Here is a 23535-nt window from a genome sequence, read left to right on the forward strand (position 1 = left end):
TTTTTACCCAGGCTTTGTGTCGTGTTCAAGAATGGATATACTTATAAAAAAACAGTTAGAGCAGGAATTTGAGACCTATATGTTTGGTTTTTTCAACGAATTCAAACGCTTTTCGCTCGAGGACTTTGGAAGCTTTGCTACTACGTTACTCAATTATTACATCAATAATAACAGACTGCCGCAGTCCCACAAATCTGAGGCTTCTTATTATTTAGTCACCCTTTACAACAAGGGGATAGGCAACCGTATTACTGAAGAGCATCTACAGGTCATTTCCAAAACCATTGCAGACGATTCCTCCATTGATTTTATGGTCGCGCAGCGCTTACTCTAACCCTTCTGGGAGATTCGGTTCGTGGAATGTCCATACCAGGTCCTTCACCGCGTACCCTGACAGCTCCGCGTAGCCCAGGTATTTGTCCCTTACTTCCGTAGGTATCGTCTTTGTACGGGATAGTATCCACATATAGTCCAGGTTATCGCCAAATACCAACGCGTATTCGTAGTTACCATCGATATGCATGATATGATAACCCGAGTAGAAAGGTCCAAAAAAAGAAACGCGCAAGTTCCCTTCATTCGGCTCGCCCGCCAGCTTTGCCTTACCCACGGATTGCTTAAACTTTTGCGTGCGTATATTAACACCGCTATTCACTACCCGTATACTTCCATCTTCATTTGTGCTATATTCCGCCTTCACATCCTTTAGGTTCTTCTCCCAATAGAAATCCATGCGCGCTATTTCATACCACACACCAAGATAGCGATCCAGTTCAAAATCCTGTATAACTGGAAGCTTGCTTTTCACAGGTTTCCATATATTGTAAACTACCGCACCGGCAGCAGCACCAACCAACAACAAAAGTGACTTCTTTTTATCCATATCAATTTAATAACAGACATACCCTATAAAAGTTTAATCTATTTTTTAGTTTTGTAAAAATAAAAGATTTGTATTCTAGAGAAGAAGTAAAAAAACTGAAAGAGGAATTCTGGACCACCTTTGGTCAGTACATGGTGGGAATAACCTCTTCTGATGGCGAAAAAATCAACTGGGTCAACTACAAGACCGGAATCAAGCAGCTGTATTTTCGAATGGATGCATCCAACAAGTCCGCTATAATCATGATAGAAATGACACATCCCGACCAAGGTATCCAAGCATTGCTATACGCCCAGTTTGAAGAGCTGCGCCATATCCTGCACGATACATTAGGCGAGGAGTGGGAATGGTACCCTGAGTACCACGATGACTATGGAAAGCAAACCGCCCGCATAGCCTGCACACTTGACAAAGTGAGCGTCTTTAAAAAAGAAGACTGGCCCAAGCTTATTTCTTTTCTAAAACCACGAATCATTGCCTTGGACGAATTCTGGTCCACCGCCAAATATGCATTTGATATTTTTAAATAACTATAATGAAAACAACAACAACACGCTTAGTCGCTTTACTACTAGTGTTATTCACCTTTGGACAACAGCAGCAAGTATTTGCCTGGGGTATGACAGGACACCGTGTCATTTCCGAAATTGCCGAGCAGCACCTCAGCAAGAAAGCAAAGAAAAACATCGCAAAGATTATTGGCAATCAGCCCATTGCTTACTGGTCCAACTGGGCTGATTTCATCAAGTCTGACCCAGATCCAGCCCTCAATAAAACAGGCTCATGGCACTTTGTAAATACCCAAGGCAACCTGAGGTTCGAGGACTTCACCACTACATTGAAAGCATCGCCAGAAGACAACCTTTACAAAGCGTACCTTCGCATCAAAAACGAAACCAAGGGCAATAAAAACCTTACTGCCTTACAGCAGCGGCAGAACCTCTACTACCTTGTACATCTTTTTGGTGATGCCCACCAACCGATGCACGTCAGTAGAGCCGAAGACCTCGGTGGTAATAAAATAGAAGTTTCTTTCTTCGGTCGCAAGACCAATATCCACCGTGTTTGGGATTCAGATTTAGTAGACAACGAAAAATACAGCTATACCGAATACGCACGTGTACTCGATATCTTCGACAGCAAGCACTACCATCAGTATCAATGTTCTTTTGAGCAGGCACTTTATGAATCGCACGAACTGGCCAACAGAATATATAAGGATGTCGAGTACAACGCCAACCTAAGCTACAAATATATCTACGACTACAAGTACATCATGGAAGAATGCTTACTTAAAGCAGGCATCCGTCTAGCGCATGAGTTGAACGAGATTTACGGTTAGTTACCGCTCCTAACGTTGCCGATTGAGAAGCTTTACACCCACGACGACGGCATCTGGAGAGCCTGTCCCGTGCAGCGAGCGAACATAATCCACACGAAATAGGCGGTACTTACCCCAACCGATATTATCAAGCCCTACCGAGAATTCTTGGTAGGGTTTTCTTTTATCCGTACTCAGCAGGTGATACCCGACAATAGTCTGTAGCTGCAATCTATTGATCCCCGGTATCTTGTTGAGCAGATAGCCCTTAAAATTGTGTTCACCATGCAATTCAAGATAAGCTTTGTTCGTACTGTGGCTATAATACGGCAGTGACAAAAAATTGCTAAGGTAGCGGCTCGATGTACCGATATGCGTACGGTTACCGTTAAAATGCTTAAAGTCCGTAAAAGCAATACCATCAGCATTCAAAAATGTGCCTGTGGATAGCCTATAGCCCAATATCCCTTTATTGCCGAAAGTCACATCCTGTCTCAGCCCTAAAGTAATCTCCTGAAAACTATATCCCTTATAAGAAGCAGCAAAAGTATTGCTATAACCAAGCTGTAGCACAGGATAACGCGTATCGTGATTATAATCAATGCGATTAGGTCTCTTATCAATCTGCGTATTGAAATATATAGTTGCCTTCAGGTCCGCCTTCCACAGGTCATGGTTCATGAATGCTGGCACTCCCGTGTTGCCAATATCCAATGGGTTATTGGGCGTATACGGTCTATTCGAAGAGAAGAACGTATAATCCGTTTCATTAAACACATTGCTCCGTTTAAAATAACCCAAAGAAGTCGCCAGTTCGAGGCTAGGGTGCACATACTGTTTATAAGTGGCTTTCACAAAGTCATCGCGGTACAGTTTCATAAAGTTATCACCCCAAAACAAGCTATACACTGTATTAAATTCTGCTGGTATCGGATTGTCTGGATTAAACTGCTTCAGTGCACTTCCTCCCATCAACCCCAGCGTGGCATACGAAGTCGTATTGAAACGCAGTAGCACATTTCCCGTCGTATAGAGCTTCTTGTCCGCCAGTCCATAGTTAAACAGTACACCCGCCTGGTAATAACGTCCTATGTCGCTATCTCCCTTTGTTGCCGATAGCCCCGCTTTAAAGTTCCATCCCTGTACCGTATTAAATAAAGTCCGTGATAAGGACAGGGGAGAACTGTAACGTATCGTCAACTTGTTTGGCGTACTTTGATAACGGTAGCCCAGGAGAACATCCTGTACACGAAAGCGGCTGCGCAGGCGATCTATCGAATCGATATAAGCTGGCGAACTCGTTACCAACCACAGGCTATCCCTACGATAATAATCCTTCACTTCATCCGCAATCAGTGGCACCTTCCGCATCTGTTCCCAATAATCCGTATCTTTCTGGTTCGCGTCCGCATTAAACTCACTACTTACCCGGCCAAAGGTTCCTTTATTAAATTGATCCACATACTTATAATTGGTAAAGCTATGTGTAAAATGCCCCTTAAAACGTAGTCCCATGATCCCAGCTGTAAAATCCAATGTCTGCAACTGTTTAGACCACAACCTGTCACTATTGTTATACGTATATTGCTGACGCAAAAACAGCGTATCCAGCACAGGCTGATTGATACTCGTTCCCAGTAGGACAAAATCCAGACCGTATACCTCCCAGCTATCTTCTACGATATATACGACTCCCTCCACCACCGGCTCCGATTTACGTTTGGCCTCGACCTGTATTTTATAAATCAACTGACCTTCCTCTTTCCACGAAGCCAGCAGTTTGTACCTGTAATAAGAAAAAGCCTGATCGGCGATAGGGCTAATTATCTTCGTTGTACCTAAGCTGATATAATTATTATATAAGTCAAAGGCTGTACCCTCGGCCCGGTTAAAGCTAAAGCCTTGATTTTCGCCGCTAATCTTTGATGCCACAATCGTCTCCTTCATCTTATTCGGCTTATCCACCACGACGTGAGACACCGTCTCCGATAGATACAGCATGCCAGAGCCTGTACTATCCAGCAACTGATTATCATCCTGCAACTTGGCACCAAGTATTTTTTTGGGCAGATTGATTGCCGTCAACGAACCTTTCGAATAGAAATCAGCTTCGAATTTATCCCTTGCCTCCTCATTTTTGTTTCTACTCGCAATCGCTTTTTTAATCAGATTGTCGGCCGGGTTTACCGTTGAGCGGATCACCACCTCCTCGATATCATAAGCTTCCTCCTGCAGCACAACATCCAGCCTGTGTGGTTGCTGTATATCCGCCAGCGAAATCTTCTTTGTCTCGAAACCAAGACGCTGAACCACCATAACAACAGAAGAAGAGGAGGGAAGCTTCTTAATTTCGTAAAAGCCTTCCTTATTTGTCGAGGTAGCAACATAGGTACCTTGTATGCTGACCGTTACAGCTCCTAAAGCATCTCCATGGCTGTCTGTAATCCGCCCGTGCACCTGGGCCCAGCCCAAATGACATAACAGAGTAAATAACCAGAGAACTAAAAACTTGATAAACCAGTACATGTCGCTTATTTGTAGTGAATTGACTAAAACAGCTAAAGATAATAAATCCAACTCCTTCAGATGTTATTGATATGTTAAATAGAAGCCTATCTTTTGTCCAAAAACAGTACGCAGAAACTGTAATATTTTTTTTGTATGTTTTCATCCGTTAATCGTACCTTTGCGCTATGTCTGAAAAAATAATAATCCTTGATTTTGGTTCTCAATACACCCAATTAATCGCACGTCGGGTTCGCGAATTGAGTGTATATTGTGAGATCCATCCTTTTAATAAAGTTCCTGACTTAGATGATACCGTGAAAGGGGTTATCTTTTCAGGCAGTCCTTATTCGGTCCGCCAAGAAGACGCACCACAGATCGACTACAAAAGTATCCAAGAGAAATTCCCACTATTAGGTGTTTGCTATGGCGCACAGTACCTGGCACAACAAGCTGGTGGCGAAGTCTTACCTTCCGAGATACGCGAGTACGGCAGAGCGAATCTACAATTTGTAGACAATGACAATGCCTTATTAAAAGGAATCCCTGCACAGTCACAGGTATGGATGTCCCATGGAGACACAATCAAAGAAGTTCCAGCAGGCTTTAATATTATAGCGAGTACAGATAAGGTGCGTGTAGCAGCTTATCAGGTAGCTGGCACCAATACCTACGGCATACAGTTCCACCCGGAGGTAACGCATAGTACAGACGGACAGATGTTAGTCAAAAACTTCGTTATCGACATCTGTGGATGTGCGCAGGATTGGACTTCAGAATCTTTCGTAGAGAGCACAGTAGCAGAGCTAAAAGCCGATTTGGGCAATGACCACGTTATTATGGCTTTATCTGGTGGAGTAGACTCTACTGTTGCGGCTGTATTATTACAACGTGCTATCGGCGACCGTTTACACTGTTTCTTTGTAGACCACGGTTTGTTACGTAAAGGAGAGTTCGAGCAAGTATTGGATTCATACAAAAACATGGGACTTAACATCAAAGGTGTTAATGCCAAAGAACTGTTTTACACCAAACTAGCTGGCGTAACTGAGCCGGAGCAAAAACGTAAAATCATCGGTGGTGCATTTATCGATGTATTCGACCAAGCGTCCAAAGACATACAAAAAGAACTTCCTGAAGGAAGTGAAGCAAAATGGTTAGGTCAAGGAACGATATACCCGGACATCATCGAGTCTATCTCTGTAAAAGGACCATCGGCAACGATTAAGTCACACCACAACGTAGGTGGATTGCCTGACTATATGAAATTAAAAGTTGTAGAACCTTTAAAGACATTATTCAAAGACGAAGTACGTCGTGTAGGAAAAACGCTAGACGTAGATCCTAACATCCTGAATAGACACCCTTTCCCAGGTCCTGGATTAGGAATTCGAATTTTAGGTGATATAAATGAAGAAAAGGTACGGATTTTGCAGGAAGCAGATGACATCTATATACGTAACTTAAAAGAATCAGGTTGGTATGATAAGGTATGGCAGGCTGGAACAATTTTCTTACCTGTTCAATCCGTTGGTGTAATGGGAGACGAACGCACATATGAGCACGTTGTCGCATTACGCGCTGTAGGTTCACTCGATGGAATGACTGCAGATTGGATTCATTTGCCTTATGAATTACTAGCTAAGATATCGAATGAAATAATCAATCATGTTAAAGGAATCAACAGAGTTGTTTACGACATCAGTTCAAAACCACCAGCAACCATTGAGTGGGAGTAAAAAATTGAGAAATTCAAGTTTATTAATAGCTCTTGCATTAGCTTTAGGTGTATCTTCGTGTACACCTAAAGTTGGTGTTTTACGTGCCCCGGATTATAAGGGCAACGTGGGCAACAACAGCTCCAAACCAGGAGATACAAACAAAACACCAGACGGTAGTAGCGAGACCGGCGAGTCAGCCAAAGAAAATGCCACTAAACGCTTTATGGGACGTAACATCTCTTTGGTACTTCCTTTTCAGCTCGACCAGATTTCTGAAAATGCACTCGCTGAGAAAGACATCAAACGCGCTGCTTTAGCATTGGATTACTATCAAGGCTTCCAATTAGGATTGGAAGAGTTGGCAAAAAAAGGGGCAGACTTCAATCTGAATGTACTGGATTCCCGCGACAATGCCGCCTATAGTGGTAGTCTAGCACTCTCGTCGTCTGTTGAAGAAGCATCCATTGTAATCGGTCCGGTATATCCGCAAGAGATAAAAGCTTTCGGTAGCAACCTCAAAGACAAAGAAACCCTGCAGGTTAACCCTTTGGCTGCTTCAATGCCTACCGAGTTTAACTTACCAAATCTCGTATCGTTAACTCCGCCGATTAAAGCTCACAGCAATGCGATTGCCGCTCGGGCAGCTCGCGAATATAGCGCTGGTGATGTCATTATTATCTTTAACACCACAGATTCGGACGGTAAGCAATTTCTAAATGGTATGTCGACGGCTATCAAGCAGGCTAAAAACAATGTACGTATTGTTTCTGTATCCTCGCTAAGCCAGCTTAATGAGAATCTCTCATTGACAGGCACCAATATCATTGTCACAGGTACAACGGATAAGAATCAGTTGAAAAATCTGTTGACTAATCTGATAAAGAAATACGGCGAAAACACGTACAACTTCAGCCTCTTTGGCCATCCGCTATGGGAGCGCTACGATTTTAGTATGTATGCTGGATTTGCGGACTTAAATCCGACCATCACCACAGAGAGTAATCTAAAAACATGGTCTGCTGCTGTAAAAGCATTTAAAGATACTTATGCTGATACTTATGGTGTACAGCCATCTGACCAATCGTACAAAGGTTATGACTCCGCACTTTACTTCGGCGGACTGATTAACAAGTACGGAGCAGATAGACTAAAAGAAAAATTAACAAAAGAATCCTACAACGGCTTGTTCAGTTCTTATAAATTCAGATACAACGAAGCTTGGGGATATGCAAATGAATCCGTAGCCTATCGCACCTACCGCGGAGGTTCATTTCAGCTGCAATAAAAAAAAACAATAATGGAAATTAATGAAAGACGAGTCTCACAACAGCTGAGGTTCATTTCAGCTGCAATAAAAAAAAACAATAATGGAAATTAATGAAAGACGAGTCTCACAACAGCTGAGGAATTTTGAACGTGCCCTTACGGGATATGATAAAAAAGAACCCTTAGCGAGATACCTGACTCGCTTTTTCAAAGAAAACAAACAAATGGGGTCATCTGATAGAAAGATGACCTCTCGTTTTTGTTATAACTATTTCCGCCTGGGCAATGCCTATCCACAGGAAAATCCTATAATGCGACTTGTAGTTGCCGAGTACTTATGCGAGCAGCATTCGGACCTGGTCAGTCTACAGCATCCGGAGTTGGCTCCATCCATACAGCAATCCCTATCCGAGAAAGTAGAAATAGCAAGCCAACTGACGGACTTTGATATAGATCAGCTTTTTCCTTTGGATGATGGACTTTCCACGGCCATAGATAGAACGCTATTCTTGCAAAGTCATTTTATACAGCCCGACTTATTCATTCGGGTAAAAAGAGGACAGGAGGAAAAAGTACAGCAAATCCTACAGCGGGAAGGCGCCGTTATAAACTCCGTTTCGGAACAGACCATAGCACTTCCTAACGGCAGTAAACTACAGCATATAAGAGGATTGAACGGATTATATGAAGTGCAGGATCGCTCATCACAGTACACCCTAAATTTTATGGAATCCGGAGCTAACGAAAGCTGGTGGGATGCCTGCGCCGCTTCGGGAGGCAAGTCTTTATTATTCCTGGACAAATACCCGACCACCAAGTTACTGGTATCGGACATCCGGCTTTCCATCCTACGCAATCTAGACGAACGCTTTATACAGGCGAATATCACACAGACCTACCGCAAGAAAGTCGTAGATCTAACTGACGCAGAAAATGTAAAAGCGGCCTTACAGGACGAGCGTTTTGATGGTATCATTGTCGATGCTCCTTGTTCCGGCTCAGGTACCTGGGGCCGTACCCCCGAAATGATGCAATCATTTGATGCTAACAGACTACAGTATTTTACAGATTTACAAAAGCAGATTGTAACTCAGACGATCCCTTTTCTCAAGACCGGAAAGCCCCTTATTTACATCACCTGCTCGGTATATCAAGCTGAGAACGAAGCGGTAATCGACTATATCGTAAATAACTTCGGTATGCGCGTAGAGAAGATGGAGGTTATCAAGGGATACGAGAGTAAGGCGGACAGTATGTTTGCAGCCCGCCTCCTCAAAGTGTAATCAATACAAGCTTAATCACACTTACTAGGGATTACCAAAACAGGGCATTGTGCCTTGCGGATAACCGATTCCGAAACGCTGCCCGAAATAAAATGTTCGAATCCAGTTTTTCCATTGGTCCCTAGTATCAACAAGTCTGCAGCCCACTCGTGAGCCACAGTCAATATCTCCTCGCGGATATTACCCACGCGAGTGAATGTAAATATCTCTTTGACCGAAGTAAAGTCGGCCGCCAATCTATCCAAGTATTCCTGTGCCGCCTGCTGCTGTATCTCCGCCACCTCTGCCACGATAATCGGTTGCTGTCCCAACAAGGGGTCTGCACCGTAAGAGGCCGGAGAGGTAGGAGGGATTACTGTTACCAGCGCCAAGGTGGCTTCTTGTCCTTCCAGTATGCTGTGCGCATACTCCATTACTTTATCTGAACAGGGACTATCATCTAATGCCAATAGTATCCTCTGAAATTTGGAATATCCCATAATAATTTAGTTTTTTAGAAGTATCTTCGTTAGTTTAAGAACAAGAATATATAATTATTGTTTTAAAAATAAAAAGCGAAATGGTTTTATCAGCTTGCAATCTTAGTATACTTCCTCTTCGGGCCGAGGCATCGCACCGTAGCGAAATGGTCACCCAGGTTTTATTTGGGGAGGCTTTCGAAATTTTAGAAGAAGGCGTAGACTTCGACCGTATCCGTCTTTTGGACACCTCTTATGAGGGCTGGATTCAAAGGCATCAGTCAGGGCAACTCGCTACACTGCAGCCTACCAAACACATTATCGGCCTAGCAGGCGGCAAGGCTCATTCAACAACACATACAGTACAGCTTCTTCACGGTACACCGGTGGCCAGCAACAGCCTCCAAATCGGAAGCGAACTTTATACCATAGAAGGTGCAGTACGTGAAGGCACTCTAGATGATTTTGATGTCGAATTTCCAAAATTAATCCAACACTACAACAATAGCCCTTACCTATGGGGAGGCCGTTCGCCCTATGGCATAGACTGCTCAGGCTTCAGTCAGGTCGTATACCGTCATTTTGGGATAGCACTAAGAAGAGATGCATGGCAACAGGCTGAATCTGGCGACACCGTTAATTTTCTTCCCGAAATCAAGGCTGGAGATCTGGCTTTTTTTGACAATGAGGCTGGACGCATTACCCATGTAGGCGTCATGATTGACAATGAGACGATTATACATGCTGCAGGTCGGGTACGTATTGATAAAATGGACACCGAAGGCATATTCAACGCCCAGCAGAATAAATACACCCACAAGCTACGCATTGTAAAGCGCTATTTTTAAATCCCCGAATTCCATATTTTGAAAGAGAAAAATCCCTATCTTTATCTTCCCAGCTCACAGCTATTTCCATACAGCACTATTCAAAAAACAATAGAAGAAGATAATTATCTCCTATCGGTTGCCACTGAGGCTTGTGCTCTAATCCGTGCCGGAGACAACGCGCAAGCGTTAGAAATTTACAGCTCTGCCATCGAGCAGTACCCCCAATATCCCTTCTTCCATGCCTGTAGAAGCCTATTGAATCAAGCACTAGGAGATGAAGAAGGCGCCTTTTACGACTATCAGGTTGCCAAAAAATTGGACTTCAACTACCACATATTCCTAGAATGGCAAGAGAATAAAGGCAGCATGCTGCTCGCCCCCGAACTCGAAGAACTGAATCGGGAGCTACAACAAAGCAACCCCCATGCACAGCCTTATATCAATCGCGCAATGCTATGGGTACAACACTTTGATTACGAGCTTGCTATTGCCGACTATCAAAGCGCCTTAGCACGAGATAATAATGCCCAAATACGCGTTTCTATGGCTGCAATATACCTACGTATGTTGCGTTATGATAGCGCTTTAGAACAGCTCCAATTGGCATTGAACAGCGATAGTCAGTTGCACAATGCGTACCTGTACCGCGCTAAACTTTATGTATCTATACATGAAAATGAAGCCGCATTGAAGGACTTCGAAAGCGCCTTAGAACTCACACCAGACAGCACAGAGGTATTGGAAGAACGTGCCGGATACTACGAGCGCATCGGGGACTGGCAGTCAGCTATTGCCGACTATACAGAGGTTATAGCGCGAAATCCCACCGATTTCTACTGCTATGTGATGCGTGCCGACGCTCTCGAGCATACTGGAGCCTGGCAGGAAGCCATTGCCGACTATGACGAAGCTATCCGTTTGAATCCACACTATTCGGATCTCTATCAATACCGGGGCGAACTCAAGGAAAAATTAGGGGATGAGCGTGGTGCCGCTATGGATTTTGAAAAATATGAGGAACTGGAAGACGAATAATATATGGCCAAACCTAACGCATATCTCAAGCGCATCAAGGATGCGGCTGCTAAAAATCTCGCAGAAGGGGAGCTCTTTTTAAAGGAAAATAAAGCGAAAGAAGGGATCATCAGTCTTAGCGATACATTGCAATACGAAGTCTTAAAGCAAGGTGAGGGTGTCAAACCTAGTTCTAAGGCCAAAGTACTCTGCCATTATAAAGGTCAGTTACTAAATGGAGACGTATTCGATAGTTCCTACAAAAGAAAACGTCCCGAATCTCTCCATATACCCGAACTAATCCGTGGCTGGCAACAGGCTTTAGTTCAGATGCCCGTAGGCAGTACATGGCGGCTTTATATACACCCGAGCCTAGCTTATGGTTTTGAACCCTTAACCAAAGAAAGTGGTGGAAATTGTACATTGATATTTGATATTGAATTGATTTCAATCCTATAAGTTATGCAATACGGTCTCTTTTTACTTAGTTTTTTTGTCGGTATGTATAGCAGTTCAGCGCAACAGCTCCAATCAGTCATCGCAGCCCATTACCCAAAGGCCGACGAGCCGGGTGGTATTGCTTTTACAGCGTTCCGAGGTCAAGCCGAGTTTTCACCTTTCGGTCGGGCCGAGCTGAACAAAAAAACAGTCATAGGAGCAGAGACCGCATTTCGCATGGCCTCCGTCAGCAAGCAGTTTACCGCTATGGCGACCTATTTATTAATCAAAAAAGGAGCACTCCTTTTTGACACCCCGATCCGCAAGATATTGCCCGAATTACCAGAGGCCACCGCATCCATCACGATCAACCAACTGCTACAACATACCTCCGGTATCTGGGATTATGAGGCAGTGATCCCTGAGGGATTACAGCACCAACTGAGCGATACCGATGTACTGCAACTGTTGGTACCTATAGACTCGGTATACTTTCCGGCAGGAAGCACATTTCGCTATAGCAATACCGGATACTGTCTATTGGCGGTCATCGTAGAGCGTGTTTCCAAAACGGATTACGCTACGTTTGTCTCCAACCATATTTTTGAACCTACAGGTTTGAAGCAGACACAGATCTATACTTCAGAATGCATTATTCCTAATCGGGCATATGGTTATCATCCTACCGCAACAGGTTTCCTATTTGCGGACCAAAGCAACACCAGTGCCACCAAAGGAGACGGAGGAGTATATATTTCTGCACAGGAATATACACGTTGGATGAATAGCAATAATCCACTATGGGACAAGGCATTTTGGAAAACTGTAATCCGCCACAAAGTCCCGCTACGAGACGACATCTACTACAGTATGGGCTTATTTGTGAAAATGGATAAGAAAGACAAAATTCAAGCGGTATTCCATTCGGGAGAGAGCACAGGTTTTCACAATGCGGTCTTGTTCCAACCTCAAGAACAGCGAACTGTCTGTCTATTCACCAATAGAGACGATCTGATTATCAACGAGGCTTACGATGAGATACTGAAAATCTACCAGGCAAAGCCATTGAATACGGAGGAGCCTCTTTTCCAATGGCTGAGCAAGGTATATGCAAACGAGTGGCGATAAATGCCTAGATTTCTGAAAATTTAAAAATATCCTTTACCCGAATCCCCTTTTCGGTGTGCTGTAGCGTGCAGCATTCATTGGTCGGGTCGTGTTCAAAGAACAGGATATACTCTTTTTCTACAATTTCCTGCCAATACGACTGCCGTTCGTCCATTGTAGTAAGCGGACGTACATCATAGCTCATCACATAGGGCAGTGGGATATGTCCGACAGAGGGCAACAGGTCAGCCATGTACAGAATGGTTTTCCCTTTGTACGTAATCTGTGGTAACATCATCGCTTCCGTATGTCCAAAAGCATAGCGTACATCGATATGGGTATCATAAGCTTCACCTTCTTTCAGAAACTTCAACTGTCCACTCTCTTGGATAGGCAGTATATTCTCCTTTAAGAAAGACGCTTTCTCCCGTGGATTCGGGTTTACCGCCCAATCCCAATGTCTTTCGTTGGACCAAAAATGTGCATTCTTGAAGGCCGGCACCAATTGATCACCTTCGCGAGCAATAGCACCTCCACAATGGTCAAAATGTAAGTGAGTCAAGAAAACATCGGTGATATCATCGCGGTGAAATCCATGTTTTGCAAGTGACTTGTCCAAGGTATCGTCACCATGCAAGTAGTAATGTCCGAAAAACTTATCATCTTGTTTATCACCCAATGCCGTATCCACCAATGTTAATCTTTTTCCATCTTCAATAAGGAGCAGACGGTTGCCCCAGGTACAGAGGTTATTGGAATCCGCAGGATTCGTACGTTGCCATATCGACTTGGGGACAACACCAAACATGGCACCTCCATCCAACTTAAAATATCCGGTATCTATGCTATAAAGCTTCATTTCCTTGATTCTTTGGTTAGAAACAAACCTACATAAAATGAGGGGAATTCACTAACGATAAAACCCTTTTACCTTCATCTCCAGATGTTGGATAATATGTCCCACAAAATCGACTCCTGTCAGCTGACTCGCTAATCCCAATGCGCCCGGGCTATACACATTGATTTCCATGATTTTGTCACCTACAATATCCAAGCCCACAAGGTACATCCCATCCTCCTTTATCTTGCCGCTGACCTGTTCCACCAGACGCAACACATTGTTATCCACCTGTGCCTTTACAGCTGTCGCACCTTGATGAATATTACTGCGGATTTCACCTTCTTTTTGCACGCGCTGTACAGCTGCATACTCCCCATCGATAACAATAGGCTCACCTTCCAATAGGAAAAAACGAAGATCACCTTTTGTAGCCTCAGGTAGGTATTCCTGTGCGATGACATAACCATCCCGCGCAATCACTTCCACCGTCTGCTTGAGGTTCTGCGGAGCGCCTGCCGAAATCATAAACACATTCTTACCCCCGGAGCCTTTCACGGGTTTTAATATTATCTTATCGCCCTGTGTTTCCATAAAAGCCTGTATATCCGACACAAAGCGGGTGACTAGCGTTTTGGGCCGTACTGCCTTGGGGAAATTCTCCAAATAGAGTTTATTGCTCGCCTGCACCAGATTGTCGGGATCATTAATAACCAAACGTCCCATATACTTGATAAGCTGTGCAAACTGCAATCCCATAGCGGCTGCCCAGGGTCTATTGTACATATCCATAACAGGGTCGAACCGGAGCCAGAGCACATCGATATCCGCCATATTATACCGTCGCTTTTCGACACGCCTTAAGCTGCCCAATAGCTCTTCTTTATTGCCGATTGCCCTATCTGCTGTAATAACACGGGCATGTGCCTCTACATGTCGGTCATCGATATAGACAAAATCCGCCAAGCCAACGTAGATAATGGTATGTCCCCGCTGCAGGGCTTCATAGGCCAGCAGTGTCGTTGTAAAACCATTTTCTTCTTTATGGGTCTGATTAATCAAAAATGCTATGTTCATATAGTTCTTACTATTGTATCATTTTAAAAATACTTCCTTCGTTTCTTACGGAATCCAATCTCGGCAGATAGGCCTCACTCAGATACCGGGGTCTGACCAATGGTGCATACATATAACCCCGTTGGATCAAGTCCTGAATAATAGGGATATAATCTTCTCGAATCTTACCCACCGTCAATAGGTTGAGATCTTGTCCTTGCTTGATGTAGTCTATAAGTTCCATCAATCCCTGTAGGTACAAGGCGTCCTTAGTCAGTCCGCCACCACGATATACCCGCATCGTGATATTGAAAGCGGTCTCTTCTGCAAAAAGATAATCCTCTAGCAATAAAAAAAAGGTATCGATAAAGCTATGCCCCATAAGCATATTACGAACGGCGATAACACGTGCCGCCAATATGCGCAGGCGTTGGTTGGATAACCCACCGATCAGGTATTCGGCAAATACCGCTAGCCCTTCCTGCAATTGCTCATAACCTGGAACCCCAAGACTGAACAGCTGCAGTGGCTGCGCTTTACCGTTAAAGTAGGTGACGATGTGCGTACCAACCTCATGTTGCACCAAAGCACGCGCCCGTTCGGGAGAAATCTGGTAATCTTCGCCAATATTGAGCACTCCACGGTTGACCATCACACCCGATATATCCGACCGCACACGCACCGTCGTCTTGAAATCTTCCGACTGCTCACTCAGATAAGCAATCTCCTCACGCGCGAGTTGTGCAAACTCCTTTGCATTGAGCTTTCGCTCCGGTGCCACTGTCTGTGTCGCTGAATTGTGCGATATCACCGTAAGTATAGACTGAGCTACTTGTAGCAGTTCGTCGCTCACATTACCAAAAACCTGTAAGCTACCATGCATAAAATCTTCTGTATTACGATCGGCCAGCATACTCATCATCTCGTCCAGCTCCCGTCGCTTGTCCCGAAATAGATAAGCAATTGTCGGGTCGTAGATATCTTCGATGCGCAGATTGTACAAATTACGCTTCACAATATCGGGATCTATAGGCATCGGCCTATATTGAAATACCGGCGTCTTACGGAATCGTGTTTTCTTGAAGCTCTCCCAAGCCTCAGGGACATTGATAGGGGTGACCAAGAGCAAGAAATCAAAACGCATGCTCTCGGCTGTGAGCGCCTTATCAATAGCAAACACATTCGCTGTTATCTCTTTCTTTAGGTTCAGACGAAATTTGGTCGGATTCTGGTCAGTAAAGAGCCGGACATATTCAAAAAAGACACGTAGCAGGATTTTGCCCAACGACTCACTATAATGTCGCAACAGAATAGGCAAGTAATCACCATTGCTCAAGCGATAGCTTGGCCGCACCGACAGTCCTAGCGTATAAATACTCTTGTCCATAGACTCCTTTAAGGTAAATAGCCGTTCGTAAGATGGATTACAAGGTACCTCTTTTAGCTTTTTGATATCGGTTACGATATCCGAAGCTTCTGTCTTTAGATTTTTGAGCATATACTCGACCAGCGGAAGGATGCCTTTCTGACCGAGTTGAATCTCTACGTCCGCCGCCTGCTCGTTCGCCGCATTCCACACCTCGACCAACAGACAGGAGCCAAACTGCTCTTGGATGCAGAGGGCTATCTTTCGCAGTAGCGCTGCCACCTCCGTATCATGTTCCTGAATAATAACGCTAGCCAGCTGGGACTTCGCCAGATTGGACAACATTTTATCTTTTCCAGCTATATTAGTCCTATAGATAAATATACAGGGTACAATCTTACGGAACACCAATTTGCCCACATTGGGCACCTGTACATGAAAGGGTTCTTTCGCCTTAATGGCGCCCAAAATAAAGTTAAGTCGCTTATCATCCCTCATACGCAAAATACTCTTTTAAGCCCTGTACAGTATTAATAAGTAACTGTTTGCATGCTGCTATCCGTTTTACGTCCGGTTCGCCCGTCCACTCGTTCATGAAATCCTTGCGAAACTCGATAGAAAATACACAGCCTTTGTCCCCAAACCGTTTATTTAGAAACTGCGTGAGGTAACCGCCCTTAAAGCGGACATTCTCCCGTATATCAATAGGCAAGCCATACAGCGTTTGAGAAGTAATGGCATGGATGAAGCTATCCGTTAGTTCCCGCCATTTCAGGTCGTTATAATATGTACCCAGATTAATTTGTGGATTAGCCTCCTCATCTATCGCAGCAGTAGGGGACTCGCGATTGGCATTGTAACTATGTATATCCAGTACCACAAAGAAGCCGTATTTTTGAATAGAGGACTGTATATGTTGCTCAATAAGCCGATAGATATATTGATGCTTTTTATAAAGCTGCTCGAGGAAGGTCTGTGGGAAATTCGTCTTCCATACCTCTAGACCCCAGGCCTGCTCGGGACGAAGGTAAACGGATTCTTCAACGGCGCGGTTTATATCCAGCTGGAAGCGCGATGTACCTATCACAAACTGATTGACAGGCAGTTCGGCAATCAGAGCTGTGTAAGGGTCTTCCTCGCGGAGACGTTGCTTTTCCGACAGCAATAAATAAGGAAGCAAGTTATCATCGATCAGATGGCCATCGTGCAGTGCAAACGACCAAAATGGGCTATCTATGGTATGTATATGGTAATTTATCTGTAGAGACATAGGCGTAAGATTTAGCTCTTTTGAATTAGAACAGTAGGGGAACTAAAAAGTTTTTTCAGAAAGTTGTAACCATTTTCTTTTTGGAGGCGACTAATGGGGAAAGAACAATAAAAAAAGACATGGGAAAAGAAGAAATGCTATCCATAATGTTTGTAGGGCTATTTACAGCTATTACATTATCGATTTACTTTATTATGAAATTCAGGGCAATCCGTATCGCGAACTCAGATGGAGCATCTGCCAAAAGAGAACCTTATGACTGGCAAAAGCCTGGCATCGTGGTGCTAGGAATAGGAATAGGTATTATTATCGTAGGAATTTTCAAGGAATTAGGTTATTTTCAGTCACAGGATGCCATCCCCATGGGGATAATTACGGTATGTACCGGTATCTCTATGATTATTGCCCACAAACTGGATAAAAAGCAAGAAAACAACAATTAAGAATGGACCAAGTCTACATTGATAAGGTACTAGCAGGAGACCCATATGCTTTTAAGTATTTTCTTACGACTTATAAGCATATGGCCTATTCTGTCGCACATTCTGTTGTCAAGCAGGAACACCTGGCCGAAGAAGTGGTTCAGGACGCCTTCATGCGCTGTTATCAGTCGTTGGCAGCTTTCAAAAAGCAATCCAAATTCAGCACCTGGTTCTATCGTATTGTTGTAAACTGTGCTTTCAGCACGGCGCGGCGGCTGAAACCGGAGCCTATCGAATTCAGCGCCGAAGAACATGATGTAGCCTGGGACGAAAATGCCTTCGACAGGCTGCTGAAAAAAGAACAGGAACAGCTTATACAGGAAGCACTACTAATGATTCCGGCTAATGAGGCGCTGGCACTGCGTCTCTATTACCTCGAAGAGCTGTCTATTCAGGAACTGTGCGATATTACGGGATGGACGGAGTCCAATGCAAAAGTAATCTTATTTAGAGCCCGAAAACACCTCTACGGGACACTCCGTAGATTAATGAAAGAAGAATACTATGGAACATAACGATAAACTATACGACCTGCTCAAGAACAGTAAATTGGAATTGCCTTTTGACGATTTCGAAAGCCGTATGATGCAACAGATTGTCGATTTTGAAAAGGCAAAAGTCCAAATGCACCAAAGTAAGAAGATGGCACTGCTTTTTTTCTTGATAGGTACCGTCTTTGGTATGCTACTTAACTATGGACTAGGCTTAGCACTCGCTTCCTATGGTTTGCCTCAAGCTTCCTTAGACAAAATCTCTTTCTTCTCTCAGCTAATCTACGTTATCCTGATTGTGCTCTTCAGTGACAAACTCTGGAAACTATTTAAGATGACACGGGAATCCGGCACTAAAAAATCAACTTAAGTCCCCCATAAAAATTACGTGTGGCTGCCGCATTAAAGTAGCGGCCACCAAAAGCATTGATATCATTACCTAAACTGTACCGCTGATTCAGTAGATTGTCACCCCCCGCATATACTTGTACAGATACCCCATAAAAGCGAGGTACCGTATAACTGAGCTTAGCTTGCACCAAATGAAACTTCTTCGCATATATACTATTGGCATCACCCAAAGGCATGGAGGAAGTAAAGTTGTGATACAGGTTTAAATCAAGCTGATAAGGAAAATCGATTTTAACGTTATTAGTCCATACCCATTGGGGCACTGCCGTCATTCTATTACCCGAATAGTCTTTATCAGCTACCTTGTACTGCCCAAAATGATAGTCATTATAACTTACAGCTGTATGTACGCTCATTCCACGTAACAGGGGCGATTGTGGCGAAACGGGAATCGCACCCCACAGGGATAGTTCAATTCCTTTCTGTTTCATCTCTCCGGCATTCTGATAATACTCTGCGCCAGCTTCATTCAGGCTACGCACGATACCATTCTCCATACGGTAGGTATAAGCAGCAATATCCAAAATTAGGTTGTTGTTTTTATTCCGTATTTTATATCCTACCTCGTAATTTGTACCGGATTCAGCTTGCAGGTCTGTATTTATACTATTGTCAGAAGAACGTACCTCCGCAAGGGTAGGCGTAGAATAACCTTTGGCTACAGAAACCCGCCAGGACATTATCTCATGGAGGGTATACGAACTCGCTATACGGGGCATCCATTGCTTATCAAAGGAAATATGGCCATCTGTAGGCGTTACCACTGGGTATTTGCGGGTGTAGTCGATGTGATTACCATTCAGTCCGAGAGCACCTTCCAGGTTCCAGTTTTTTATCAGCTCAATCTGCGCCCGATAGAATAGGTTCCACTGGCTGTTGGTCATGCCATCACGTGCCTGTACAGCACCTGCCACTCCTTTGTTATTGTCGTAATTGTCAATCGTACTGCTTCCTTTTATCCCTTCAAATCCCAACTGCATCTGCCAAGGCAGTGCCGCCTGTTGATTGCCCAGCGACAGGTAAGTACGCAGTCCCCAGTTTTTCTCGATGCGCTCTTCGTAATTCGTTATAAAAGGGTTCTTGAAATCCGTGTAGGAACCAAACAAAGAAATTTGGTGCGATAGATACTTGCCGAGTTGTAAACGATGTGAGACTCCACCGAATCCCGTTTTGTTATAGATAGCGGCCTGTTGCTCCTTCGCCCCCGGATTGGGCCCACCTGCAGGGCGTGAGGCTCTCGGATCCGCTTCATACTGCTCCAGGGTAAGTCCGCCCGGCGTTTCGTAACCCAAGTCGGTATATAATATAAAAGCACGTAGCTGCGCTATAGGAGCGTATTGCCATTGATGGGCCGTCTGAACAGTTTTCTTGTTCAAGCCTGCATTGTCCCGATAACCATCGGAACGTAAAAATGACTGGTCAAAAGAGAACTGATAATTGGGAGTCACCTTCTGCTGTAGGGATAGTGACTGTTGGAACAGACCGTAGGCACCAGCCGTAAGTTCGACTTCGCGTCTGTTTTCTAGCATTTCAAACCCCTTAGGGCTGATCTGCACGACTCCACCAGAATTAGCTCCGAACAGCGAGCCATCGGGTCCTTTGACCAGCTGTATCGTCTGTATACCCACCGGAGCAAGTAGATTGAGATAGGTATTGCCACCTGCATCTGTCAACGGAAACTCGTCTACATATACTTTGGTATTACGAATTCCAAACGGTGAACGGATTAAACTTCCCCGCATGGCCAAGCGATAAGAACCTGGCGAACGTTCTTCCATACGTATCCCAGGAACAGTATTGACTGCGGCCAGCAAAGAGGTAGGACTCTGTCGGGAGATAACCTCTGCTGATAGACTCTGAGTAGCTGATGTAACGCCCAAAGAAGACTGTTTGGCAAAGTACACCTTCACATCTATAGGCTGTAAAGCAATATTGGTACTGTCTTTAGAAACTTGTGCAGAGGCAGTCACTCCCAACAAAGCTAGGAGGAGGGTTAGGTTGGTGGTCAAATATCTCATCTACCGTTAAAGATAGGGCTTTTTCCCTTAGAATGCTTCATTCAATCCCAAAAACAGGCCTTTCTGTCCAAATTTACCAATGGCATAATCGATACATAGGTTGGTACGGGTCATTTTATTGAAAAGCACCCGCAAACCTGCACCGCCTGAAGGTTGCCAGTACTTAAACAGCTTGGTGCCCATCTGGTCATCTACAGTCTGAATATTTCCAAAAACCACACCGCTCAAAAACTGATTACGCAGTATTGGAAAGCGGTACTCGACCTCACCATATGCATAAGAGCGTCCTTTGAAATATCCGTTGGTATAGCCTCTACCGCTTTTTGCATAGGGATCTTTGCCCGTCCCCGGCAAATCAAGATAGGGTAGCTTGCCACTGAGATTGTACGATCCGTAATACCATAAGGCCAATACGTGGTTAGGACGGCCACGCTCCGGGAAAAGCTGAAAATACTTACGAAAATCGGTAAGGAGTTGTATGGCATTCTGCGAACTTCCCATCCAAGTCTGGTTCGTCCGCAAGACCACATCGGAATAGATGCCTTTGTAGGCGCTATTCGGATTGTCCCGGGTCATGTACTGCAGATTAAACATCAACCCGTTATTATTATTGCGCACAGGATCGAAGCCGTTCCACTTGCTATAAATCTCATTGGGCGAAGGGGAGACCTCCGTCAGTGTACTGACATTGCGCTTCAACTCAAAATAGGCCCCCGCACCAACAAATAGTCCCGGGCTCAACTTTTTATAAATACGTTCGTTGAATCCGTAGACAGTATATTTATTGACAAAACGGTCACGGTCCGGATTATTGATGATAGACTCCTCTTCTGTAGGATTGGGCAATGGGTGTCCGATCCCCATACCATAATCGAGTCCCACCATTTTAGCAATATGGAGACTACCTTTTAGATTCCATTTGTTCTCTCGTGTATACACATCATGAAAAAGATAACCAAACACAATCCCCCTGGTCGTATAGTTCAAAGCAGTAGCAAACACCGACATACTGGTATTCTTTTTCTCGCCAAAATGCAATCCACCCACAGCTTTAATACCTATCTGAAAACCGATACTCGGATTGTAATTGAGATTGGGTAGATAGGAAATACCTGAACGCTTCTCGGGCGTACCGTCTTTCTTTCTTTTCTTAAAGGGATTGATGTCCTGAAAAAGATTGACCACATCATATAGACTATCAGGGGGCAGGGGGTCTCCCTTTATTCTTTTTAAGAATAGACTGTCAGTTTGCTGCTCGAGGTCCTGTGCATAGGTATTTGATGCCAACAAGGGTAAAAACAAAAGGATGTACAGGTATCTCATAGAGGGTCTCTTTCCATATTAGTAGCACGAAAATAAAGATAAGTTTTGGCTTTTAGACGCTTCGGCGCCCACAAAAAACGTTTTTCAAATTCATTTGTTCTCTTTTTCTACGTATATTACAGGATAGGAATTGTTATAATTTGTATCAAAATATCTTAAATAAAAAATATTATGTTAATTAAAAAAGAAGAAACAGGAAGCAAAGGAGCCTTTGTTGCCTACGAGGAAAATAAGAAAATAGGGGAGATGAGTTATTCGATAGCCGGTACGGACAAGATCATTGTGGACCATACTGAAGTCGATCCCGAACAAAAAGGAAAGAGTATTGGCAAAATTCTATTGCAAAAGGTAGTCGAACACGCTAGGGATAATAATCTGAAAATAATTCCGCTATGTCCTTTTGCAAAAGCCATGTTTGAAAAGAACGTCGATATAAGAGACGTGCTCGCTTAAAATCTGGATTGCTATCTGCTCCTTAAGGCCTCTCGGGCTAGGGGAGCAGGCACATTAATCTTGAAAATGCTTTAGCTGCCCCAGGAGGCCAGTAAGCCCTCCGGTATGAATAAACAATATCTGGCTGCCTTTTTCGAACGTGTCCTTTTCCAATAAATCATGTAATGCAAACAGCGCCTTTCCCGTATAGGTCGGCTCTATCATGATGCCCGTCTGGCGTACAAAACTTTGTACAAACTGTATCAGTTCGGGTTTGACCTTTGCATAACCACCAAAATGGTAGTCCAAATGGAGTCTACTCTGCTGTAGGTTAGCGCCCAGCAGCAGCATCTCGTCGGCTATAAAACCTCCTCCTTTCAATACGGGTACCACATGCAACAAGCTTTTCTCATCTTCTTGCGCTATTCCCATTGCAATACCTGCCGCTGTAGTACCGGTTCCGGCCGCCACAAAGATATGATCATACTGCCGCTCGAGCTCGCCCACCAGTTCCGAACAGCCACGAGCACCTTCTATTCCTGAGCCCCCCTCATCAATCATAAAGCTTCTATCGGCTTCTTGGAGTCCATTAAAGAGCTTTTCCTTGTCTTTGTAATCCTCCCGCGACACGAATAGAAGCTCCATACCAAACAGGCGACACATATCCAGCACAGGGTTCGAAATCTCCTCGCCCCGTATGAAAGCCTTAGCATAAAAACCTGCCGATGCAGCGGCGCAGGCCACAGCAAGGATATGGTTGGACCAAGCGCCTCCAAAAGTAATTAATGTATCTTTACCTAATTCACTTGCTTTTAAAAGATTATATTTTAGCTTACGCCATTTATTACCCGATACGAACGGGTGAATCATATCATCACGTTTTATATAGACTTGAACTGATTTTTGTTGATACAAAGGGTGCGAAAGTAATTGTTCAGGGCTAAAGAGGAGCATAGATAAAAAAGACATTGTTAATATTCAGTATATTGAAGTAAGAGTAGGTCAAAGTTAGTACTTTTTGG

The 23535-nt window shown here is 44.1% G+C and carries 24 protein-coding genes; 14 read left to right on the top strand and 10 right to left on the bottom strand.

Annotated elements, in window-relative coordinates:
• Nucleotides 1-31: 31 nt before the first annotated feature.
• Complete coding sequence (locus JKG64_RS03915) at nt 32-334, top strand: hypothetical protein (RefSeq protein WP_210353033.1); 303 nt, start codon at nt 32-34, stop codon at nt 332-334.
• Here JKG64_RS03915 and JKG64_RS03920 read toward each other — a convergent pair.
• Complete coding sequence (locus JKG64_RS03920; protein ID WP_210353034.1) at nt 326-883, bottom strand: lipocalin family protein; 558 nt, start codon at nt 881-883, stop codon at nt 326-328. The genes JKG64_RS03915 and JKG64_RS03920 overlap by 9 nt on opposite strands.
• A 68-nt stretch (nt 884-951) precedes the next feature.
• Between JKG64_RS03920 and JKG64_RS03925 the strand changes: the two genes are divergently transcribed.
• Nucleotides 952-1413 carry a DUF4268 domain-containing protein gene (locus JKG64_RS03925; protein ID WP_210353035.1) on the top strand — a complete coding sequence of 154 codons (462 nt, stop codon included), beginning with the start codon at nt 952-954 and terminating at the stop codon, nt 1411-1413.
• Nucleotides 1414-1418: 5 nt separating this feature from the next.
• Entirely contained in the window at nt 1419-2225 is an 807-nt protein-coding gene (locus tag JKG64_RS03930) for a S1/P1 nuclease (RefSeq protein ID WP_210353036.1), read from the top strand.
• A 9-nt stretch (nt 2226-2234) separates the two neighbouring features.
• Here JKG64_RS03930 and JKG64_RS03935 read toward each other — a convergent pair whose 3' ends face one another.
• Nucleotides 2235-4730, bottom strand: a complete 2496-nt coding sequence (locus JKG64_RS03935) for a DUF5686 family protein (protein WP_210353037.1) — start codon at nt 4728-4730, stop codon at nt 2235-2237.
• A gap of 167 nt (nt 4731-4897) precedes the next feature.
• On the opposite strand from JKG64_RS03935, the gene guaA reads away from it, so the two are divergent.
• From guaA to JKG64_RS03950, 3 genes are all read left to right on the top strand, one after another.
• A complete protein-coding gene (gene guaA / locus JKG64_RS03940; protein ID WP_021069262.1) occupies nt 4898-6448 on the top strand; it encodes a glutamine-hydrolyzing GMP synthase in 1551 nt (516 codons plus the stop codon).
• Nucleotides 6378-7715 (top strand): ABC transporter substrate-binding protein, encoded by a 1338-nt coding sequence (locus JKG64_RS03945; protein WP_246512469.1) that lies wholly within the window; start codon nt 6378-6380, stop codon nt 7713-7715. Before guaA ends, JKG64_RS03945 begins: the two co-directional genes overlap by 71 nt.
• 82 nt (nt 7716-7797) lie before the next feature.
• The gene (locus tag JKG64_RS03950) at nt 7798-8979 is read left to right on the top strand and encodes an RsmB/NOP family class I SAM-dependent RNA methyltransferase (protein ID WP_210353038.1); all 1182 of its coding nucleotides are present in this window, start codon (nt 7798-7800) and stop codon (nt 8977-8979) included.
• Nucleotides 8980-8990: 11 nt separating this feature from the next.
• Here JKG64_RS03950 and JKG64_RS03955 read toward each other — a convergent pair whose 3' ends face one another.
• Complete coding sequence (locus JKG64_RS03955) at nt 8991-9458, bottom strand: universal stress protein (protein ID WP_021069265.1); 468 nt, start codon at nt 9456-9458, stop codon at nt 8991-8993.
• Between the two features lie 80 nt (nt 9459-9538).
• On the opposite strand from JKG64_RS03955, the gene JKG64_RS03960 reads away from it, so the two are divergent.
• Genes JKG64_RS03960 through JKG64_RS03975 form a run of 4 tightly spaced genes read left to right on the top strand, consistent with a single transcriptional unit; the run spans nt 9539 to nt 12847 of the window.
• The gene (locus JKG64_RS03960) at nt 9539-10285 is read left to right on the top strand and encodes a C40 family peptidase (RefSeq protein ID WP_210353039.1); all 747 of its coding nucleotides are present in this window, start codon (nt 9539-9541) and stop codon (nt 10283-10285) included.
• Between the two features lie 18 nt (nt 10286-10303).
• Nucleotides 10304-11302 carry a tetratricopeptide repeat protein gene (locus JKG64_RS03965; protein WP_210353040.1) on the top strand — a complete coding sequence of 333 codons (999 nt, stop codon included), beginning with the start codon at nt 10304-10306 and terminating at the stop codon, nt 11300-11302.
• 3 nt (nt 11303-11305) lie between these two features.
• Nucleotides 11306-11740 (top strand): FKBP-type peptidyl-prolyl cis-trans isomerase, encoded by a 435-nt coding sequence (locus JKG64_RS03970; RefSeq protein WP_210353041.1) that lies wholly within the window; start codon nt 11306-11308, stop codon nt 11738-11740.
• A gap of 42 nt (nt 11741-11782) precedes the next feature.
• Nucleotides 11783-12847 (top strand): serine hydrolase domain-containing protein, encoded by a 1065-nt coding sequence (locus JKG64_RS03975; RefSeq protein WP_210353042.1) that lies wholly within the window; start codon nt 11783-11785, stop codon nt 12845-12847.
• 4 nt (nt 12848-12851) lie between these two features.
• Here the strand turns inward: JKG64_RS03975 and JKG64_RS03980 are convergent, their stop codons facing one another.
• From JKG64_RS03980 to JKG64_RS03995, 4 genes are read right to left on the bottom strand one after another with little or no spacing between them, the layout of a single operon-like run.
• Nucleotides 12852-13685 carry an MBL fold metallo-hydrolase gene (locus JKG64_RS03980; protein WP_210353043.1) on the bottom strand — a complete coding sequence of 278 codons (834 nt, stop codon included), beginning with the start codon at nt 13683-13685 and terminating at the stop codon, nt 12852-12854.
• A 51-nt stretch (nt 13686-13736) separates the two neighbouring features.
• Entirely contained in the window at nt 13737-14741 is a 1005-nt protein-coding gene (locus JKG64_RS03985) for an ATP-grasp domain-containing protein (protein WP_210353044.1), read from the bottom strand.
• Between the two features lie 10 nt (nt 14742-14751).
• Complete coding sequence (locus JKG64_RS03990; RefSeq protein ID WP_021069272.1) at nt 14752-16584, bottom strand: flavohemoglobin expression-modulating QEGLA motif protein; 1833 nt, start codon at nt 16582-16584, stop codon at nt 14752-14754.
• A complete protein-coding gene (locus tag JKG64_RS03995; RefSeq protein WP_210353045.1) occupies nt 16574-17356 on the bottom strand; it encodes an N-formylglutamate amidohydrolase in 783 nt (260 codons plus the stop codon). The genes JKG64_RS03990 and JKG64_RS03995 overlap by 11 nt, the downstream gene beginning before the upstream one ends.
• Nucleotides 17357-17475: 119 nt before the next feature.
• On the opposite strand from JKG64_RS03995, the gene JKG64_RS04000 reads away from it, so the two are divergent.
• From JKG64_RS04000 to JKG64_RS04010, 3 genes are read left to right on the top strand one after another with little or no spacing between them, the layout of a single operon-like run.
• Nucleotides 17476-17799, top strand: a complete 324-nt coding sequence (locus tag JKG64_RS04000; protein WP_022829279.1) for a hypothetical protein — start codon at nt 17476-17478, stop codon at nt 17797-17799.
• A gap of 2 nt (nt 17800-17801) precedes the next feature.
• Nucleotides 17802-18353 carry an RNA polymerase sigma factor gene (locus tag JKG64_RS04005; RefSeq protein WP_210353046.1) on the top strand — a complete coding sequence of 184 codons (552 nt, stop codon included), beginning with the start codon at nt 17802-17804 and terminating at the stop codon, nt 18351-18353.
• Entirely contained in the window at nt 18343-18699 is a 357-nt protein-coding gene (locus tag JKG64_RS04010) for a hypothetical protein (RefSeq protein WP_210353047.1), read from the top strand. Before JKG64_RS04005 ends, JKG64_RS04010 begins: the two co-directional genes overlap by 11 nt.
• Here JKG64_RS04010 and JKG64_RS04015 read toward each other — a convergent pair.
• Both JKG64_RS04015 and JKG64_RS04020 read right to left on the bottom strand, forming a co-directional pair.
• Nucleotides 18683-20758, bottom strand: coding sequence for a TonB-dependent receptor (locus JKG64_RS04015; RefSeq protein WP_210353048.1), 2076 nt, complete (start codon nt 20756-20758; stop codon nt 18683-18685). The two genes, JKG64_RS04010 and JKG64_RS04015, sit on opposite strands and share 17 nt — an antisense overlap.
• A gap of 27 nt (nt 20759-20785) precedes the next feature.
• A complete protein-coding gene (locus JKG64_RS04020; protein ID WP_210353049.1) occupies nt 20786-22081 on the bottom strand; it encodes a BamA/TamA family outer membrane protein in 1296 nt (431 codons plus the stop codon).
• Nucleotides 22082-22252: 171 nt separating this feature from the next.
• On the opposite strand from JKG64_RS04020, the gene JKG64_RS04025 reads away from it, so the two are divergent.
• Nucleotides 22253-22534, top strand: a complete 282-nt coding sequence (locus JKG64_RS04025) for a GNAT family N-acetyltransferase (RefSeq protein WP_133583419.1) — start codon at nt 22253-22255, stop codon at nt 22532-22534.
• Nucleotides 22535-22588: 54 nt separating this feature from the next.
• Here the strand turns inward: JKG64_RS04025 and JKG64_RS04030 are convergent, their stop codons facing one another.
• Nucleotides 22589-23482: a 1-aminocyclopropane-1-carboxylate deaminase/D-cysteine desulfhydrase gene (locus JKG64_RS04030; RefSeq protein WP_317195829.1), complete on the bottom strand. Its 894-nt coding sequence runs from the start codon at nt 23480-23482 to the stop codon at nt 22589-22591.
• Between the last annotated feature and the right edge of the window lie 53 nt (nt 23483-23535).

The sequence above is a fragment of the Sphingobacterium tabacisoli genome (genome assembly GCF_017908035.1).
Classification (GTDB): domain Bacteria; phylum Bacteroidota; class Bacteroidia; order Sphingobacteriales; family Sphingobacteriaceae; genus Sphingobacterium; species Sphingobacterium tabacisoli.